Source organism: Pseudomonas sp. Z4-7 (genome assembly GCF_051131965.1).
Classification (GTDB): Bacteria; Pseudomonadota; Gammaproteobacteria; order Pseudomonadales; family Pseudomonadaceae; genus Aquipseudomonas.
The window spans coordinates 1,329,625-1,346,863 of the sequence record NZ_CP071642.1 but is presented as its reverse complement, the minus strand read 5'-3'; the positions used below and the strand labels follow the sequence as shown (position 1 = coordinate 1,346,863).

Here is a 17,239-nt window from a genome sequence, read left to right as displayed (position 1 = left end):
GAAGCCGACGCTGTCGACCAGCCAGGGCGTAGAACCATTTTTGGGGCGGCTTCGCCCCCCAGCGGGAGCAAGCTCCCTCGCCACGGATTCGGCGGGAAACAGGCCCGCGGGGTGAAATATATTTCCCGGCGCTTTATAGTGGCCGACCTCCGTTTCATCAAGTAGCCGAGCCCCATGTCCGAGCCACGCAAGATTCTCGTCACCAGCGCCCTGCCCTATGCCAATGGTTCGATTCACCTTGGCCATATGCTGGAATACATCCAGACCGATATGTGGACGCGCTTTCAGAAACATCGCGGCAACCAGTGCATCTACGTCTGCGCCGACGACGCCCACGGTTCGGCCATCATGTTGCGCGCGGAAAAGGAAGGCATCACCCCGGAACAACTGATCGCCAATGTCCAGGCTGAACACAGCGCCGACTTTGCCGAGTTCCTGGTGGACTTCGACAACTTCCACTCCACTCACGCCGAAGAAAACCGTGAGCTGTCGAGCCAGATCTACCTGAAGCTGCGTGACGCCGGGCATATCGCCACCCGTTCGGTCACCCAATATTTCGACCCGGAAAAGAAAATGTTCCTGGCCGACCGCTTCATCAAGGGCACCTGCCCGAAATGCGGCACCGAAGACCAGTACGGCGACAACTGCGAAAAATGCGGCGCCACCTACGCACCGACCGACCTGAAAGACCCCAAATCGGCGATTTCCGGCGCGACGCCGGTACTCAGGGATTCCCAGCACTTCTTCTTCAAGCTGCCGGATTTCCAGGAGATGCTGCAGACCTGGACCCGCAGCGGCACGCTGCACGACGCGGTGGCCAACAAGCTCGCCGAATGGCTCGACTCCGGTTTGCAGGAATGGGACATCTCCCGCGATGCGCCGTATTTCGGCTTCGAAATTCCTGGCGAGCCCGGCAAATACTTCTATGTATGGCTGGACGCGCCCATCGGCTACATGGCGAGCTTCAAGAACCTTTGCGATCGCACCCCGGAGCTGGACTTCGACGCGTTCTGGGCCAAGGACTCCATGGCCGAGGTGTATCACTTCATCGGCAAGGACATCGTCAATTTCCACGCGCTGTTCTGGCCCGCCATGCTCGAAGGCGCCGGTTTCCGCAAGCCGACCGGCATCAATGTCCACGGCTACCTGACCGTCAACGGCCAGAAGATGTCCAAGTCCCGTGGCACCTTCATCAAGGCGCGGACGTACCTGGATCACCTGTCGCCGGAATACCTGCGCTACTACTACGCGGCCAAGCTCGGCCGTGGCGTCGACGACCTCGACCTGAACCTCGAGGACTTCGTGCAGAAGGTCAACTCCGACCTGGTGGGCAAGGTCGTCAACATCGCCAGCCGTTGCGCCGGGTTCATCCACAAGGGCAACGCCGGCGTGCTGGTGGCGGGTAACGCCGCGCCGGAACTCACCGACGCTTTCCTGGCTGCCGCGCCAAGCATCGCCGAGGCCTACGAGAGCCGCGACTTTGCCCGCGCCATGCGTGAAATCATGGCCCTGGCCGACCGCGCCAACGCCTGGATCGCCGACAAGGCCCCATGGTCGCTGGCCAAGCAGGACGGCAAGCAGGACGAAGTCCAGGCCATCTGCGCCTTGGGCATCAATCTGTTCCGCCAGTTGGTGATTTTCCTCAAGCCGGTGCTGCCGTTGCTGGCCGCCGATGCCGAAGCGTTCCTGAACGTTGCGCCGCTGACCTGGAACGACCACCAGACCCTGCTGAGCAACCATCAACTGAACGCGTTCAAGCCGTTGATGACCCGCATCGACCCGGCCAAGGTCCAGGCCATGATCGACGCGTCCAAGGAAGACCTGGCCGCCAGCCAGACCGACACCGGTGCCCCTGCTGGCAACGGCGAGCTGACCAAGGACCCGCTGTCGCCGGAAATCGATTTCGATGCCTTCGCCGCCATCGACCTGCGCGTGGCGCTGATCGTCAAGGCTGAAGCCGTGGAAGGCGCCGACAAACTGTTGCGCCTGACCCTGGACATCGGCGATGAGCAGCGCAACGTGTTCTCCGGCATCAAGAGCGCCTACCCGGATCCGGCCAAGCTCGAGGGCCGGCTGACGATGATGATCGCCAACCTCAAGCCACGCAAAATGCGCTTCGGCATATCCGAAGGCATGGTCATGGCGGCCGGTCCTGGCGGCGAAGAAATTTACCTGCTGAGCCCCGACAGCGGCGCCAAGCCGGGTCAGCGGATCAAATAACGCGACTGCACGCTGCACCGATCCCACAGTCGCTGTCGAGCGGCTGTGGGATTTTCATATCTGGCCCGCCCTCGCGGCGTGCCGGATAATGCCTGATCTTTCAACCGGCTCCCCTGTTGCCTCATGCCCATGACTGACATTCTTCTCTCGCTGTTCAGCGCTGCCCTGATCAACAACCTCGTGTTGCACTGGCCGCTGGGCGTCGATCCGCTGCTGGCGGCCAAAGCGAGGAGCCGGGTACATGCACTGGGCCTGGCGACAGCCTGCCTGATGCTGGTTGTCGGGGCCCTCGGTTATCTGCTCGACCGCTGGCTGCTGGTTCCGGCGCACCTGACATCGCTACGGTTGTTCGTATGGCTGCCCCTGAGCGTGCTGCTGATCAGCCCATTGCTGCGCCTGCTGACGCATTGGCTGCCGTCGCAGCCGTTCGATGGCTTGTGGCCGCTGCTGCTCGGCAATGCCGGCGTACTGGGCGTCACGCTGCTCAACAGCCGGAACGACCAGGGCCTGGGCCAGGCCATGGCCTTCAGCCTGGGCGCCGGGCTGGGTTTCTGGCTGGTGCTGAGCCTGTTCGAGGACTTGCGCCAGCGAGTCCAGGATAACGATATTCCCTTGCCTTTTCGGGGCCTGCCAATCCAATTGATCAGCGTCGGATTGATGGCGGTGGCATTTCTCGGATTGCGCGGGTTGGTCAAGACATGAACCTGATTCAACGTATCGATGCCCTGCTACCGCAGACCCAATGCGGCAAGTGCGGCCATCCCGGCTGCAAGCCTTACGCCGAAGGCATCGCCCAGGGCGAACCGATCAACAAGTGCCCCCCCGGTGGACGCGAAACCATCGCTGCCCTGGCCGAGCTGATGACCGTGCCGGTACTCGAACTGGACGCCAGCCATGGCTCGGCCCCGGCGCAGATCGCATACATCCGCGAAGCCGAATGCATCGGCTGCACCAAGTGCATCCAGGCGTGCCCGGTGGACGCGATTGTTGGCGCGGCCAAGCTGATGCACACCGTCCTCATCGATGAGTGCACCGGCTGCGACCTCTGCGTGGCGCCTTGTCCGGTGGATTGCATCGAGATGCGCCCACTGCCGATGGCAACCGTAACGCCGGTCATCGGTGGCCTGGCCTCCAGCATCGAAGAGCAGCAGGCGCGGACCACCAAGCGCAATCACGCCCGCCGCCGCTTCGAGCTGCGCAATGCGCGCCTGCGCCGCGAAGAAGAGCAGCGCCAGGCCGAGCGCCTGGCCCGAACACAGCGCAACGCTCAACCAGCCCAGGCCCAGCCACTTGATCCGGTGCAGGCTGCGCTGGAACGAGTGCGCGCGCAAAAAGCCGCCAGCGCCGACGCCGCCCTGAAAAAAGCCAAGGTCGACCTGGCCATGAGTCGGGCACAGCTGAATAAATCCTTGAAAGCGTTCGGCCATCCACCGACCTTCGAACAACAATCACAATTGATCGTGCTGCAACGCCAATTCGAAGCGGCAGAGCAGGCCCTGGCCAGACTGGAAGGCAGCGCGGCGCCCGCCGCCCCGGCATCAGCGCAGAGTGCTGAATTGAAGCGGGCCAAGATCCAGCTGGCGATGCGTCGCGCCGAACTCGGCAAGGCCCGCGCTGCCGCGGCGTCCGCCGAACAGCTGCAAGCACTGGAACAAGCGGTGGAAGACGCCCAACGGCAGGTGGACGCCCATGCTACGCCCTGATCCGGTGGACGAGCGACTGCGGCAAGCGATGCGACGCGTGCTGCTGGCGATGCTGCCCGGCGTGCTGGCGATGGTCTGGTTTTATGGCTGGGGCGTGGCACTGAACCTGCTGTTGTCGGCCCTCGCCGCGCTGGCTGTCGAGGCGCTGGCGTTGCGTCTGCGACGACGTCCCCTCAAGCCCGGCCTGAGCGACGGCAGCGCACTGGTCAGCGCCGCGCTGCTGGCCATGGCCTTGCCGGCGTATTGCCCATGGTGGCTGACCGTCACGGCCGCTGCCTGCGCCTTGCTGTTCGGCAAGCATTTATGGGGCGGGCTCGGCAGCAATCCCTTCAATCCGGCGATGCTCGGGTATGCCCTGGTGCTGGTGGCGTTTCCCCAGCACCTGAGCCAATGGCCCGCGCCCCATGACATGGACTTTCTCGAAGGTCTGCGACAAGTCGCCGGCATTGCCCAGGCGCCCGACGGATGGGCCGGCGCCACGGCGCTGGACAGTCTGCGAATCAACACAAGCCTGACCGTCGACGAGCTGTTCGCCAGCAATCCGGCGTTCGGTCGTTGGGGTGGACGCGGTGTCGAGTGGGCCAACCTGGCCTTCCTCGCCGGTGGCTTGTTCCTGCTGCAACAGCGCGTGTTCAGTTGGCACGCGCCGGTGGGCATGCTTGCCAGCCTGTTCACCTTGAGCCTGCTGTGCTGGAACGGCTCGGGCTCGGACTCCCATGGCTCGCCGCTGTTTCATCTGTTGACCGGGGCAACCATGCTGGGCGCATTTTTCATCGTCACCGAACCGGTGTCAGGCGCCAAGGCCCCGCTCGCCCGACTGTTGTTCGGGGCTGGCGTGGGCGCGCTGGTCTACCTGATTCGCACCTGGGGCGGCTACCCGGACGGCGTGGCGTTTGCCGTGCTGCTGATGAACCTCGGCGTGCCTGCGCTGGATCGTCTCGCCGAGGCACGACAAAGGCGAGCACTGACATGAAAAGACCCGGCGGCGTGCTGATCCTGATCGTCCTGGCCGGCCTCGGCATCGGCGCCACGTACCTCATGCAGATCAATCTGGCCGGACGCATCGAAGCCCAACGGCAAGCCTTGGCCGGCAGGACCTTGCTCGAGGTATTGCCCTTCGAGCGTTATGACAACCAGCCGTTGGCGCAACCAGTCATAACGACGCCGGTTGAGTTGAGCCACAGCCGGTTGCTGGGCGGTTACCTGGCGACCCGCAACGGCCAGCCCAGCGCGGTGCTGTTGCGCAGCCAGGCGTTGGGCTATGAGGGCAGCATCGAATTGATGATCGCCATCGACCCCAGCGGCCGCCTGCTTGGCGTTAAAACCCTGCGCCAGTCGGAAACACCCGGCCTGGGCGCGGTAATCGCCGACTGGCCGAATGCCTGGCTGCGGACATTCACCGGAAAGTCGCGCCAGGCGCCGACCGATGACGGCTGGGCCTTGAAAAAGGACCAGGGCCAGTTCGATCAATTGGCCGGCGCGACGGTGACCTCGCGCGCGGTGCTCCAGGCGATCCACGATGCGCTGCGTTATTTCGATGAGCACCAGGCCCACCTGACCGGAGCGAGTGCCAATGAATAAGCCGGTATTGACCCGTGGCCTGCTGCTCGTGCCCTTGGTGGGTGCAAGCAGCTCGCTGACGAATGCACTGGGGGTGTGGCTGGCCTGGGTTTTGATCAGCTTCGGCCATGGCTGGGCCATGGCGCTGGCCGGGCCACGCTGCACGACTTATCAGCGGCTGGTTGCCGCTATCCTGCTGGCCGCAGCCTTGAGTGCTTGCGCAAGCCTGGTCACGCAGGCCTGGCTGCCGGAGTGGTATGCATCGTCAGGCCTTTACCTCGGCTGGATCGCCTTGAGCTGCGTAGCGCTGGATCAAGCGCCAGTGGACGAATCCCGGGTAGCTGACCGCCTCAGGCTTGCGGGCCAGTCTGGCCTCCTGATGGCCATTCTGAGCGCCCTGCGCGAATTGACCGGCAATGGCGTCCCACTGGCCCTGCTGGCTCCGGGCGGGTTCATCCTGCTCGGCCTGCTGCTGGCGGCCCACCAGGCCTGGACGGCCAGCAAACCCCATCCACCCCTAGAGGAAACGCCGCGCCCATGAACGCCGCAAAACGCCTGGAAATATTCCGTCGCTTTCATGAAGACAACCCGGAGCCGAAAACCGAACTAGCCTACTCCTCGCCCTTCGAGCTGCTGATCGCGGTAATCCTGTCGGCCCAATCCACCGACGTCGGCGTCAACAAGGCCACAGCCAAGCTGTTTCCCGTGGCCAATACGCCGCAAGCGATCCACGCCTTGGGGGTCGAAGGGCTGTCGGAATACATCAAGACCATCGGGCTGTTCAACAGCAAGGCCAAAAACGTCATCGAGACCTGCCGCCTGCTGATAGAGCGTCATGGCGGCGAGATCCCGCAGACCCGCGAAGAGCTGGAAGCCCTTCCAGGCGTCGGCCGCAAGACCGCCAACGTGGTGCTCAACACCGCGTTTCGTCAGCTGACGATGGCAGTCGACACGCACATTTTCCGCGTCAGCAACCGTACCGGGATTGCTCCGGGCAAAAATGTCGTGGAAGTGGAAAAGAAATTGATGAAATTTGTCCCCAAGGAATACCTCCTGGATTCCCACCACTGGCTCATCCTCCATGGACGTTACGTCTGCCTGGCGAGAAAGCCCCGTTGCGGCAGCTGCCGAATCGAAGACCTGTGCGAATACAAGCACAAGACATCTGACGATTGAGGCGCTATTGCTTTCTTTGATCGAGCGATTGAAAAAATCTTTTTTACCCGCCGCAGGTTTATCGCTATAAGGAGCGCCAATGGCAGTCTTAGCCTGGAGTCGAACCCATGAGCGCTGGCAAAGAACAACTGGATGTAGAAGACGATTTCATCGCCGTCGAGGCTGACGATGCGGAACCTGTGGTCGTGGAAGTGGCGAAAACCAACCTGAGCAAACGTCGCACCATCGATAACCTGCTGGAAGAGCGTCGCTTGCAGAAACAATTGGCCGACTATGATTTTGACCTCTGACTCGTAAAAGCCTCCCTGACGGAGGCCTTTTACCGAGCACGTGGGCTTTGGACTTACACCAATCCGTTACGCTGTGCCAGCTCGATCAGGTCGACCAGTGAGCGAGCATTGAGCTTCAACAACAGTCGGGTCTTGTAGGTACTCACTGTCTTGTTGCTCAGGAACATCCCGTCGGCAATCTCCTTGTTGGTTCTCCCACGGGCCAGCTGCTGCAGGACCATCATCTCTCGTCCGGACAAACGATCGACCATATCCGACTCGCTGGCGTTGCCCAGGCTCGAACGCACGGTATGCAACGCCTGGTTGGGAAAATAACTGTAGCCCGAGAGCACCGCTTTTATTGCACTCAACAACTCGGTCAGGTCCTGTTGCTTGCACACATAACCGGCCGCTCCCATCTGCATGCATCGCATCGAGAAATGCCCTGGCGACTGAGAGGTGAGCACCAGCACTTTCAGGGGCGAAGGATTGGTGGTCAGGCGCGCGATAACCTCCAGTCCGTCCAACTTCGGGATCCCGATATCGAGAACAACGATGTCGGGCATTTTATCGCGCGCCAGCTGTAACGCATCGACGCCATTGTCTGTTTCCGCGATGACTTCATATCCATGGCGCTCCATTAACAAACGTACAGCAAGACGAATGACGGGGTGATCATCCACGATCAGCACTTTATTCATGGGCAAATCCAACTTAGCTGTTCGAATTTTTAGAGCACGCACAATAGCGTAGTCATTTCACCCGTGGGATGCCGCTGTAGCAAGCCGTTCGCACCGAAAGACAAAACTTACAAGCAATGCAGAAAAATCCTACAAATAACCCGTAACATAACGCGCCATGATTTTTCCCGTCGCAGCGATGGAGTGATTCTGACGCGCCACGGCTCCCCGATGACAGCTCGGCTTCGGCAAAAAACACACCTGACTTGTTATTAGACGTGGGACTTTTCTCATACAAAGTAATTGATCTATTCATGCCCAAACGCCTGCTTCCTGCAGAAAAAAATTCCAAGGAAGAGAAAGCAGCACAATATCGTTATTTCCGAAGCCTATTTGCGTTACTCAATTCAAAAATTTACTTTTGTTATAAACCAGGGAAAGCGATCAATGATATTCCTCGGCAATAACATTATTCAGGACGAGACAATGCGCAAAAAAAAGGCCTGCGCAAGGCAGGCCTTTTTTAAGCAGCCGGGTCAGAACAGCTTGCGACCCTTGTTCGCCGCGATGCGCATGCGCAGGGCGTTGAGCTTGATGAAGCCGGCCGCGTCGGCCTGGTTGTAGGCGCCACCGTCTTCTTCGAAGGTCGCGATGTTTGCATCGAATAGCGACTCGTCGGACTTGCGCCCGGTCACGATCACGTTGCCCTTGTACAGCTTCAGGCGCACGACGCCGTTCACGTGGGCCTGGGAAGCATCGATCATCTGTTGCAGCATCAGACGCTCCGGGCTCCACCAGTAGCCGGTGTAGATCAGGCTGGCGTACTTGGGCATCAACTCGTCTTTCAGGTGAGCCACTTCGCGGTCCAGGGTGATCGACTCGATCGCCCGGTGAGCACGCAGCATGATGGTGCCGCCGGGGGTTTCGTAGCAGCCACGGGATTTCATGCCGACATAGCGGTTTTCAACGATGTCCAGGCGACCGATGCCGTGTTCGCCGCCGATACGGTTCAACGTCGCGAGGACGGTGGCCGGGCTCATTTCCACGCCGTCGAGGGCAACGATATCGCCGTTGCGATAGGTCAGCTCAAGGTATTGTGGGGTATCGGGAGCCTTCTCGGGGGAGACGGTCCAACGCCACATGTCTTCTTCGTGCTCGGTCCAGGTGTCTTCCAGCACGCCGCCTTCGTAGGAGATGTGCAGCAGGTTGGCATCCATCGAATACGGGGATTTTTTCTTGCCGTGACGCTCGATCGGGATCGCATGCTTCTCGGCGTAGTCCATCAGTTTTTCACGGGACAGCAGGTCCCACTCGCGCCACGGGGCGATGACTTTGACGCCCGGCTTGAGGGCATAGGCGCCCAGCTCGAAACGTACCTGGTCGTTGCCCTTGCCGGTAGCACCGTGGGAAATGGCGTCGGCGCCGGTTTCGTTGGCGATTTCGATCAGGCGCTTGGCGATCAGCGGACGGGCGATGGAGGTACCCAGCAGGTACTCGCCTTCGTAAACAGTGTTGGCGCGGAACATCGGGAACACGAAGTCGCGGACGAACTCTTCGCGCAGGTCATCGATGTAAATCTCCTTGACGCCCATGGCCTGAGCCTTGGCGCGGGCAGGCTCAACTTCTTCGCCCTGCCCCAGGTCAGCGGTGAACGTCACCACTTCACAGTTATAAGTGTCCTGCAGCCACTTGAGGATCACCGAAGTGTCCAGGCCGCCGGAATACGCCAGAACGACCTTGTTTACGTCCGCCATGCCATCACTCCACGGGTTGTACGGAAAGCCGGGAAGTCTAACGTCCAGCGCGGATAATTTACAGAGGCGCGACAGCTTATGACGACGAAGCGACAGATTATGTCGATGGCGCGACGATCAGAATGGCCTCAGGAAGTTCTTGCAGTCGCCGCTGCGGGCGCCACGGCCTTGGTGGGGGCGACCGGCGCCGGAGCCTTGCCGGGTGCCGCAGCGGGCGTCGCCGCAGGCACAGCTGGCGTTGCTGGCGGGGTTGGCGTGGTGGGCTGGGCCGCTGGCGCCTGAGTGGCCGCCACTCGATCCAGTTGCACCACCACACGCCGGTTCTTGGCGCGATGGGCAGCGTTGTTATTAGGCACGAGCGGATAACGCTCACCGTGGAAACGCACAGTGAACTGCGATTCCTGGAAGCCATTGGCCTTGAAGAAATCCATGACCGCCAGCGCACGGCGGCGCGACAGCTCACGATTGGTCAAGCGGTTGCCGCTGTTGTCGGAATGCCCATCGAGTTCGACATGGTTGACGCTCGGGTCAGCCTTGATGAAGTCGAGCATGACCTGCAATTGAGCCTTGGCCTGGGCGTCGAGCTCAACCCCCTCGCCAGGAAAGCCGATCTGGGTCTGCTTGATCTGCTCGAAATTCTTCGGCAACAGTTTCGCCACGCAGCCCTGGTAGTCGCTGAAGGCCTTGTTGAAGCGCACAGGCAACAGGCGAACTTCCGACACCCGGCCATCCTCGGCATTACGCCGGACCACGGGGCTGCGCCCTTCCATCAACCCACTGATCAGGCGTCCCGCCTGGACTTGGGAGCTGTTGAACAACACGTCGCCGCTGCCGATTCTGACCGACCCCAGGTTGATGTCGCCCCGCCCCGGTTGCCACGGCGCAGCGGCCGCCAGCAGCGTCGCGGAACCGCCACCCAGCACCGGGTTGTAGGCCTTGAGTCGGAACGTGGCCTGCTCGCCCGCCCGGCGGACGAACTCGCCGCTACCAAAATCGGCGATCGGCTGGCTCAGCCGGCACTCGAACTTGTCGCCTTCGACCGTCCACTCGATGCTCTCCAGACGAGTCTGGAACGTGAGCGCCATCGCAGGAAGGCTGGCAAACAAGCTGAGCAAGGCTAGATAACGCTGGCGCACGGGAGGCTCCACTGGCTTTTTACTTACGGAAATCGAAAAACACCGGGCATGACGCCTGTACGAGACACCGCACGGATTCGTGGCACACCTGAAGGGGCTATCGGTAACTTGTGGCAAAACTTGATAGCGGGTGCCCGCATCGGTCTTTTCCGGTAGCATTCCCCCAGAGTTTGACCCGCCTGGAAGCCCCCCAATGTCCGACCGCCTGACCCTGCTGCGTCCCGACGACTGGCATATTCATCTTCGCGATGGTGCTGTGTTGACCCATACCGTCGCCGATGTCGCGCGCACCTTCGGGCGCGCCATCATCATGCCTAACCTGGTTCCGCCCGTACGCAACGCTGTCGAGGCCGATGGCTATCGCCAGCGCATCCTGGCCGCACGCCCGGCCGGCAGCCGCTTCGAACCGCTGATGGTGCTTTACCTCACCGACCGCACCCAGCCCGAAGAAATCCGCGAGGCCAAGGCCAGCGGCTTCGTCCACGCGGCCAAATTGTACCCGGCCGGTGCCACCACCAATTCGGACTCCGGCGTCACCAGCATCGACAAGATCTTCCCGGCGCTCGAAGCGATGGCCGAGGTCGGGATGCCGTTGCTGATCCACGGTGAAGTCACCCGCAGCGATGTCGACGTGTTCGACCGCGAGAAAATTTTCATCGACGAGCACATGCGCCGCGTCGTGGAGCGTTTCCCGACGCTCAAGGTGGTGTTCGAACACATCACCACCGGCGATGCCGTGCAGTTCGTCAACGAGGCCCCGGCCAACGTCGGCGCGACCATTACCGCGCATCACCTGCTTTACAACCGCAACCACATGCTGGTGGGCGGGATCCGGCCGCACTTCTATTGCCTGCCGATCCTCAAGCGCAACACCCACCAGGAAGCCTTGCTCGACGCCGCCACCAGCGGCAGCGCGAAGTTTTTCCTCGGCACGGACTCGGCGCCCCATGCCCGCCATGCCAAGGAAGCCGCCTGCGGTTGCGCCGGTTGCTACACCGCCTATGCCGCCATCGAGATGTACGCCGAAGCGTTCGAGCAGCGCAACGCGCTGGACAGGCTCGAAGGTTTTGCCAGCCTGCACGGTCCGCGTTTCTATGGCCTGCCGGTGAACACCGATAGCATTACCCTGGTCCGCGACGAGTGGACTGCCCCCGCCAGCCTGCCGTTTGGCGAACAGACTGTCATCCCGCTGCGCGCCGGTGAAAAACTGCGCTGGCGCCTGCTGGAGGAAAACGCGTGAGTGAAGATCATTTCGACGACGAACTGGACGGCAACGGTGGTTCCGGCGGCGCTCGCCACCCCATGGCAGCCCGTTTCCGGGGTTACCTGCCGGTCGTGGTCGACGTAGAAACCGGCGGTTTCAACTCGGCCACCGATGCGTTGCTGGAAATCGCCGCGACCACCATCGGCATGGACGAAAAAGGTTTTGTGTTCCCGGACCACACTTATTTCTTCCGCGTTGAACCGTTCGAAGGCGCCAACATCGAAGCAGCCGCGCTGGAATTCACCGGGATCAAGCTCGACCACCCGCTGCGCATGGCGGTCAGCGAGGAAACGGCACTGACCGATATCTTCCGTGGCGTGCGCAAGGCCCTGAAGGCCAACGGTTGCAAGCGCGCGATCCTGGTCGGTCACAACAGCAGCTTCGACCTGGGCTTCCTTAACGCCGCCGTTGCGCGACTGGACATGAAGCGCAACCCATTCCACCCGTTTTCCAGCTTCGATACGGCGACCCTGGCCGGCCTGGCGTACGGCCAGACCGTATTGGCCAAGGCCTGCCAGGCCGCCGACATCGATTTCGACGGCCGCGAAGCCCACTCGGCCCGCTATGACACCGAGAAGACTGCCGAGCTGTTCTGCGGCATCGTCAATCGCTGGAAGGAAATGGGCGGCTGGCAGGATTTCGACGACTGATATCGGCACTGACTCCAGTGCTCTTGTGGCGAGGGAGCTTGCTCCCGCTGGGCTGCGCAGCGGCCCCAAAAGCCTGCGACCGCTGCGCAGTCGAGCGGGAGCAAGCTCCCTCGCCACGGTGTTCCGTGCAAAAAGTCCTGCGTTGCAGCTTATAACCCGCCCATAAAAAAACCGGCCCATCAAGGGCCGGTTTTTTTATGCCTGAGTGCGCTTACAGCTTGTCGCTGTGTTCGCCCAGGTAAGCCGCTACGCCTTCAGGCGATGCGGTCATGCCCTTGTCGCCTTTTTTCCAGTTGGCCGGGCAGACTTCGCCGTGCTCTTCGTGGAATTGCAGAGCGTCGACCAGACGGATCAGCTCTTCCATGTTACGGCCCAGCGGCAGGTCGTTGATGATCTGCGAACGGACCACGCCTTTGTCGTCGATCAGGAACGCGCCACGGAAGGCCACGCCGCCTTCGGACTCAACGTCGTAGGCCTTGGCGATTTCGTGCTTCATGTCAGCGGCCATGGTGTACTTCACCGGGCCGATCCCGCCGTTGTTGATCGGGGTGTTGCGCCAGGCGTTGTGGGTGAAGTGCGAGTCGATCGAAACCGCGACCACTTCAACGTTGCGCGCCTTGAAATCGTCCATGCGGTGATCCAGTGCGATCAGCTCGGACGGGCAGACGAAGGTGAAGTCCAGCGGGTAGAAGAACACCAGGCCGTATTTGCCTTTGATGGCCGAGGACAGGGTGAAGCTGTCGACGATTTCGCCGTTGCCGAGTACGGCTGGAACGGTGAAGTCAGGGGCTTGTTTGCCTACGAGTACGCTCATTGGATATCTCCTGGTGTAGTAACGTGAAAACCGGGTCCGCGCCAGCCTGCCACCCTCAGGCGACAGCCCTGTGACACGAACCCGCTTTGCAAGGACCGACCATCATACACCGCGCGTTTGGACTGTCCTCAACGGTTTTTCGGGGATCACGGAAATCCGCGACGTCTCATGGCCCACCGGGAAAAAACCGTTCGTCAGACCAAGGCATCTCAAGCCAGGGACTATCAGAAACCACTTTGACAATCATTCTCGTTAACATTAAGATCCGTCTCAATTGAGTCACAACCAGCGACGGTTCTCACTTATGTATGTATGCCTCTGCACTGGCGTCACCGACGGACAGATCCGCGAAGCGATCTATGAAGGTTGCTGCAGTTATCGGGAAGTCCGCCAGGCCACCGGCGTAGCCAGCCAATGCGGTAAATGTGCCTGCCTTGCCAAGGAAGTGGTGCGTGAAACCCTGGCCAAAGTGCAGACTGCCCAGGCCTCGATCCCTTATCCGGTAGAATTTACTGCCGCATAAATCCAGCTTTTTGAAGAACCGGACTCAATGTCCGGTTTTTTTATGCCGGTAAATCAAGTGCTTAGCTTCCAGACGCGGAACACAAACATTCTTATTCCGATTAATTTTCATTTATTATTCAATAACTTAGGTTTGACACTGGTAATTGCGCGGCTCAAACTCTGCCGTATACACAGCTATTACAGGGCAGGCCCTCACCATGAAAGGCGACATTACAGTCATCCAGCATCTCAACAAGATCCTCGCCAATGAGCTGGTCGCGATCAATCAATACTTCCTGCATGCGCGCATGTATGAGGATTGGGGCCTGAACAAGCTGGGCAAGCACGAGTACCACGAATCCATCGACGAGATGAAACACGCGGACAAGCTGATCAAGCGCATCCTGTTCCTCGAAGGCCTGCCGAACGTCCAGGACCTTGGCAAGCTGCACATCGGCGAACACACCCGGGAAATGCTCGAATGCGACCTGCGCATCGAACGCACCGGCCACGCCGACCTGAAAGCCGCCATCGCCCATTGCGAAACCGTCGGTGACTTCGGCAGTCGCGAGTTGCTCGAGGATATCCTCGAGTCCGAAGAAGAGCACATCGACTGGCTGGAAACCCAGTTGGGCCTGATCGACAAGATCGGTCTGGAGAACTACCTGCAGTCGCAGATGGGCGAAGAATAAGCTTCCCCAGTAGCAGGCCACTAAAAAGCCCCGCCCTCTTTCGAGAGGCGGGGCTTTTTATTGCCTGGATTCCAGGCTCACCTAGATTCCTTGTGGGAGCGAGCCTGCTCGCGATAGCGGTGTGTCAGTCACCATCAAATTGACTGACACGCCCTCATCGCGAGCAGGCTCGCTCCCACATTGGTTTGGGGTGAATCAGGCTTCGGTCTTGTTCGCCGCCGCTGCTTCCACAGCTGCCTTGATCGTGGACTGCAGCGAACCGTCCGCGGCCATCTCGGTCATGATGTCGCTGCCGCCGATCAGTTCACCGCCAACCCACAACTGTGGAAAGGTTGGCCAGTTGGCGTACTTGGGCAGATTGGCGCGGATTTCCGGGTTCTGCAGGATGTCCACGTAAGCGAACTTCTCGCCACACGCCATCACCGCCTGAGCAGCCTTGGCCGAGAAGCCGCACTGAGGGGCATTCGGCGAGCCTTTCATGTAGAGCAGGATAGTGTTGTTGGCAATCTGGTCTTTGATCGTTTCGATGATATCCACGGAGCACCTCGGCTTGAACTTTGCGACTACAGATGTCGACACGGTGGCGCATTGTAACGGAAAGCCGAGCACCCTGCTCGGTCCGGCCCAAGGACAATTCTACGCAGCCGCCACTTTCACCGGAACCCCATTAAGCGCCGCATTGCCGGACAACTCATCGAGCTGACATTCATCGGTCAGGTCGTTGGCGCTGGAACCAGGCTGGCCGCTGGCGATCGTCATCTGCACGCCCGGTCGGGCGTGGCCCCAGCCATGGGGAAGGCTGACCACGCCTTTCATCATGTCCAGGCTGCCTTGCACCTCCACTTCGATCACGCCCACCCGTGAACTGACCTGCACGCGCTGGCCATCGACTAAACCGCGACTGGCGAGGTCTTCAGGATGCATCAGCAACTGATGGCGCGGCTTGCCCTTCACCAGTCGATGAAAGTTATGCATCCAGGAATTGTTGCTGCGCACATGCCGACGGCCAATCATCAGCAACTCGTCCGATGCCGGCGCTCGCAGCGCGGCAAAGCGCGCCAGATCCGCGAGGATCACCGCCGGCGCGGCCTGCACGCGGCCATTTTCGGTTTTCAAGCGCGTCGTCAGGTTGGGCTTGAGCGCACCGAGGTCAATGCCGTGGGGATGGTCGAACAGCGTCGCCAGCGACAACTTGTGTGGCGAGGCATCCCCATACCTTCCAGCGCGCAGGCCAAAATCAATCATTTGCGCGGGCGGCATGGTCGGCTTGAGTTCCTTGCCAGTCCGCGCGGCGAAGGCCTTGGCCAGGCCGACAAAAATCTCCCAATCGTGCAGTGCCCCTTCGGGCTTGGGCAGGATCGCCCGATTGAAACGGCTGACGTTACGCACCGCGAACAGGTTGAACGTGGTGTCGTAGTGATCGTTTTCCAAAGCCGAAGTCGATGGCAGGATCAGATCGGCATAACGCGTGGTCTCGTTGATGTACAAATCGATGCTGACCATGAACTCCAGCCCATCCAGCGCCTGTTCGAGCTGCCGCCCGTTGGGCGTGGACAGTACCGGGTTGCCGGCCACGGTAACCAGCGCACGAATCTGCCCGTCGCCCTCGGTCAGCATTTCTTCGGCCAAGGTCGACACGGGCAGCTCGCCGGCATATTCGGGACGCCCGGACACCCGGCTCTGCCAACGGTTGAAATGGCCACCCGAGGTGGTCGCCACCAGGTCCACCGCCGGCTCGGTGCACAATGCCCCGCCCACCCGATCGAGGTTGCCGGTGACCAGATTGATCACTTGGATCAGCCAGTGGCATAACGTGCCGAACGCCTGGGTGGACACGCCCATTCTGCCGTAGCAGACCGCTGAAGGCGCGGCGGCAAAGTCGCGGGCCAACTGCCGGATCTGCGGCGCCGGCACCGCACAGAGGGGGCTCATCACCTCGGCGGTAAAACCTGCCACGGCCTGGCGCACCTCTTCGAGGCCGTCCACCGGCAAATGGCTGTCGCGGCTCAGACCTTCGCTGAACAGCGTATTGAGCAGGCCAAACAGCAGCGCGGCATCGCCACCGGGACGCACGAAAACATGCTGGTCGGCAATCGCCGCCGTTTCGCTGCGCCGTGGATCGACGACCACGACTTTGCCGCCACGGGCCTGGATCGCCTTGAGGCGCTTCTCGACGTCCGGCACGGTCATGATGCTGCCGTTGGAAGCCAGAGGATTGCCTCCCAGGATCAGCATGAAATCGGTATGGTCGATGTCCGGTATCGGCAGCAGCAGGCCGTGACCGTACATCAGGTGACTGGTCAGGTGATGGGGCAGTTGGTCCACCGACGTCGCCGAGAAGCGACTGCGAGTCTTCAGCAGGCCGAGGAAATAGTTGCTGTGGGTCATCAACCCATAGTTATGGACGCTGGGGTTGCCCTGGTAGACGCCCACCGCGTTCTGGCCGTGGCGCTCCTGGATTGCCGCCAGGCGTTCGGCGACCAGGGCGAAAGCGTCATCCCAGGCAATCGGCTGCCACTCGCCGCCGACCCGCTGCATGGGTTGGCGCAGCCGGTCCGGGTCATTCTGGATATCTTGCAGGGCGACGGCCTTGGGACAGATGTGCCCACGGCTGAAACTGTCCAGCGGATCGCCCTTGATCGAGGTGATCGCCAGGCCTTGGCCTTCAGTTTCGGTGGTTTCGAGCGTCAGGCCACAGATAGCCTCACATAGATGGCACGCACGGTGATGAAGAGTCTTGGTCATGGCCAGTCTCTGTTTTATTCGTAGCGGGCACTTTCGGCCGCGGGAACAAAACTATGGCGCGGGATCCTCCAC

The 17,239-nt window shown here is 60.9% G+C and carries 19 protein-coding genes; 13 read left to right on the top strand and 6 right to left on the bottom strand.

The features are described from left to right. Window positions 1–174 precede the first annotated feature (174 nt). The 8 genes from metG to J3P91_RS05820 all read left to right on the top strand — a co-directional run bounded on the left by metG (window position 175) and on the right by J3P91_RS05820 (window position 6,949). Window positions 175–2,220: a methionine--tRNA ligase gene (metG, locus tag J3P91_RS05855; RefSeq protein WP_434602976.1), complete on the top strand. Its 2,046-nt coding sequence runs from the start codon at window positions 175–177 to the stop codon at window positions 2,218–2,220. 129 nt (window positions 2,221–2,349) lie between these two features. Next, on the top strand, window positions 2,350–2,922 hold the full coding sequence (locus tag J3P91_RS05850) for an Rnf-Nqr domain containing protein (protein ID WP_434602975.1): 573 nt from the start codon (window positions 2,350–2,352) through the stop codon (window positions 2,920–2,922). Further along, entirely contained in the window at window positions 2,919–3,923 is a 1,005-nt protein-coding gene (rsxB, locus tag J3P91_RS05845) for an electron transport complex subunit RsxB (protein WP_434602974.1), read from the top strand. The genes J3P91_RS05850 and rsxB overlap by 4 nt, the downstream gene beginning before the upstream one ends. After that, complete coding sequence (locus J3P91_RS05840; RefSeq protein WP_434602973.1) at window positions 3,910–4,896, top strand: RnfABCDGE type electron transport complex subunit D; 987 nt, start codon at window positions 3,910–3,912, stop codon at window positions 4,894–4,896. The genes rsxB and J3P91_RS05840 overlap by 14 nt, the downstream gene beginning before the upstream one ends. Further along, complete coding sequence (locus tag J3P91_RS05835) at window positions 4,893–5,504, top strand: RnfABCDGE type electron transport complex subunit G (protein ID WP_434602972.1); 612 nt, start codon at window positions 4,893–4,895, stop codon at window positions 5,502–5,504. The genes J3P91_RS05840 and J3P91_RS05835 overlap by 4 nt, the downstream gene beginning before the upstream one ends. Next, window positions 5,497–6,024, top strand: a complete 528-nt coding sequence (locus J3P91_RS05830; protein WP_434602971.1) for an Rnf-Nqr domain containing protein — start codon at window positions 5,497–5,499, stop codon at window positions 6,022–6,024. The genes J3P91_RS05835 and J3P91_RS05830 overlap by 8 nt, the downstream gene beginning before the upstream one ends. Next, window positions 6,021–6,659, top strand: coding sequence for an endonuclease III (nth, locus tag J3P91_RS05825; protein ID WP_434569599.1), 639 nt, complete (start codon window positions 6,021–6,023; stop codon window positions 6,657–6,659). Before J3P91_RS05830 ends, nth begins: the two co-directional genes overlap by 4 nt. 107 nt (window positions 6,660–6,766) lie before the next feature. Next, the gene (locus J3P91_RS05820; RefSeq protein ID WP_135846865.1) at window positions 6,767–6,949 is read left to right on the top strand and encodes a PA3496 family putative envelope integrity protein; all 183 of its coding nucleotides are present in this window, start codon (window positions 6,767–6,769) and stop codon (window positions 6,947–6,949) included. Between the two features lie 53 nt (window positions 6,950–7,002). Here the strand turns inward: J3P91_RS05820 and J3P91_RS05815 are convergent, their stop codons facing one another. Beyond that, window positions 7,003–7,629, bottom strand: a complete 627-nt coding sequence (locus J3P91_RS05815; protein WP_305496355.1) for a response regulator transcription factor — start codon at window positions 7,627–7,629, stop codon at window positions 7,003–7,005. 293 nt (window positions 7,630–7,922) lie between these two features. Between J3P91_RS05815 and J3P91_RS05810 the strand changes: the two genes are divergently transcribed. Next, the gene (locus J3P91_RS05810; RefSeq protein WP_434602970.1) at window positions 7,923–8,075 is read left to right on the top strand and encodes a hypothetical protein; all 153 of its coding nucleotides are present in this window, start codon (window positions 7,923–7,925) and stop codon (window positions 8,073–8,075) included. Window positions 8,076–8,144: 69 nt separating this feature from the next. Here J3P91_RS05810 and J3P91_RS05805 read toward each other — a convergent pair whose 3' ends face one another. Both J3P91_RS05805 and J3P91_RS05800 read right to left on the bottom strand, forming a co-directional pair. Beyond that, window positions 8,145–9,362 (bottom strand): argininosuccinate synthase, encoded by a 1,218-nt coding sequence (locus J3P91_RS05805; RefSeq protein WP_003204943.1) that lies wholly within the window; start codon window positions 9,360–9,362, stop codon window positions 8,145–8,147. 128 nt (window positions 9,363–9,490) lie between these two features. Continuing rightward, window positions 9,491–10,498 (bottom strand): flagellar protein MotY, encoded by a 1,008-nt coding sequence (locus J3P91_RS05800; protein WP_434569601.1) that lies wholly within the window; start codon window positions 10,496–10,498, stop codon window positions 9,491–9,493. A 193-nt stretch (window positions 10,499–10,691) separates the two neighbouring features. Here J3P91_RS05800 and pyrC point away from each other — a divergent pair, with 193 nt between their 5' ends. Further along, window positions 10,692–11,738: a dihydroorotase gene (pyrC, locus tag J3P91_RS05795; protein ID WP_434569602.1), complete on the top strand. Its 1,047-nt coding sequence runs from the start codon at window positions 10,692–10,694 to the stop codon at window positions 11,736–11,738. Then, the gene (gene rnt / locus J3P91_RS05790) at window positions 11,735–12,412 is read left to right on the top strand and encodes a ribonuclease T (protein WP_039591753.1); all 678 of its coding nucleotides are present in this window, start codon (window positions 11,735–11,737) and stop codon (window positions 12,410–12,412) included. The genes pyrC and rnt overlap by 4 nt, the downstream gene beginning before the upstream one ends. 211 nt (window positions 12,413–12,623) lie before the next feature. Here the strand turns inward: rnt and J3P91_RS05785 are convergent, their stop codons facing one another. After that, window positions 12,624–13,226: a peroxiredoxin gene (locus J3P91_RS05785; protein ID WP_434569603.1), complete on the bottom strand. Its 603-nt coding sequence runs from the start codon at window positions 13,224–13,226 to the stop codon at window positions 12,624–12,626. Window positions 13,227–13,530: 304 nt separating this feature from the next. On the opposite strand from J3P91_RS05785, the gene J3P91_RS05780 reads away from it, so the two are divergent. Further along, a complete protein-coding gene (locus tag J3P91_RS05780) occupies window positions 13,531–13,749 on the top strand; it encodes a bacterioferritin-associated ferredoxin (RefSeq protein ID WP_003178704.1) in 219 nt (72 codons plus the stop codon). A 199-nt stretch (window positions 13,750–13,948) separates the two neighbouring features. Further along, entirely contained in the window at window positions 13,949–14,422 is a 474-nt protein-coding gene (gene bfr, locus J3P91_RS05775; protein WP_186635709.1) for a bacterioferritin, read from the top strand. A gap of 195 nt (window positions 14,423–14,617) precedes the next feature. On the opposite strand, the gene grxD is transcribed toward bfr, so the two are convergent. Together grxD and J3P91_RS05765 are read right to left on the bottom strand one after the other, a co-directional pair. Further along, window positions 14,618–14,959, bottom strand: coding sequence for a Grx4 family monothiol glutaredoxin (grxD, locus tag J3P91_RS05770; protein ID WP_305496358.1), 342 nt, complete (start codon window positions 14,957–14,959; stop codon window positions 14,618–14,620). A 99-nt stretch (window positions 14,960–15,058) separates the two neighbouring features. After that, the gene (locus J3P91_RS05765; RefSeq protein WP_434569604.1) at window positions 15,059–17,167 is read right to left on the bottom strand and encodes a molybdopterin oxidoreductase family protein; all 2,109 of its coding nucleotides are present in this window, start codon (window positions 17,165–17,167) and stop codon (window positions 15,059–15,061) included. Window positions 17,168–17,239 lie beyond the last annotated feature (72 nt).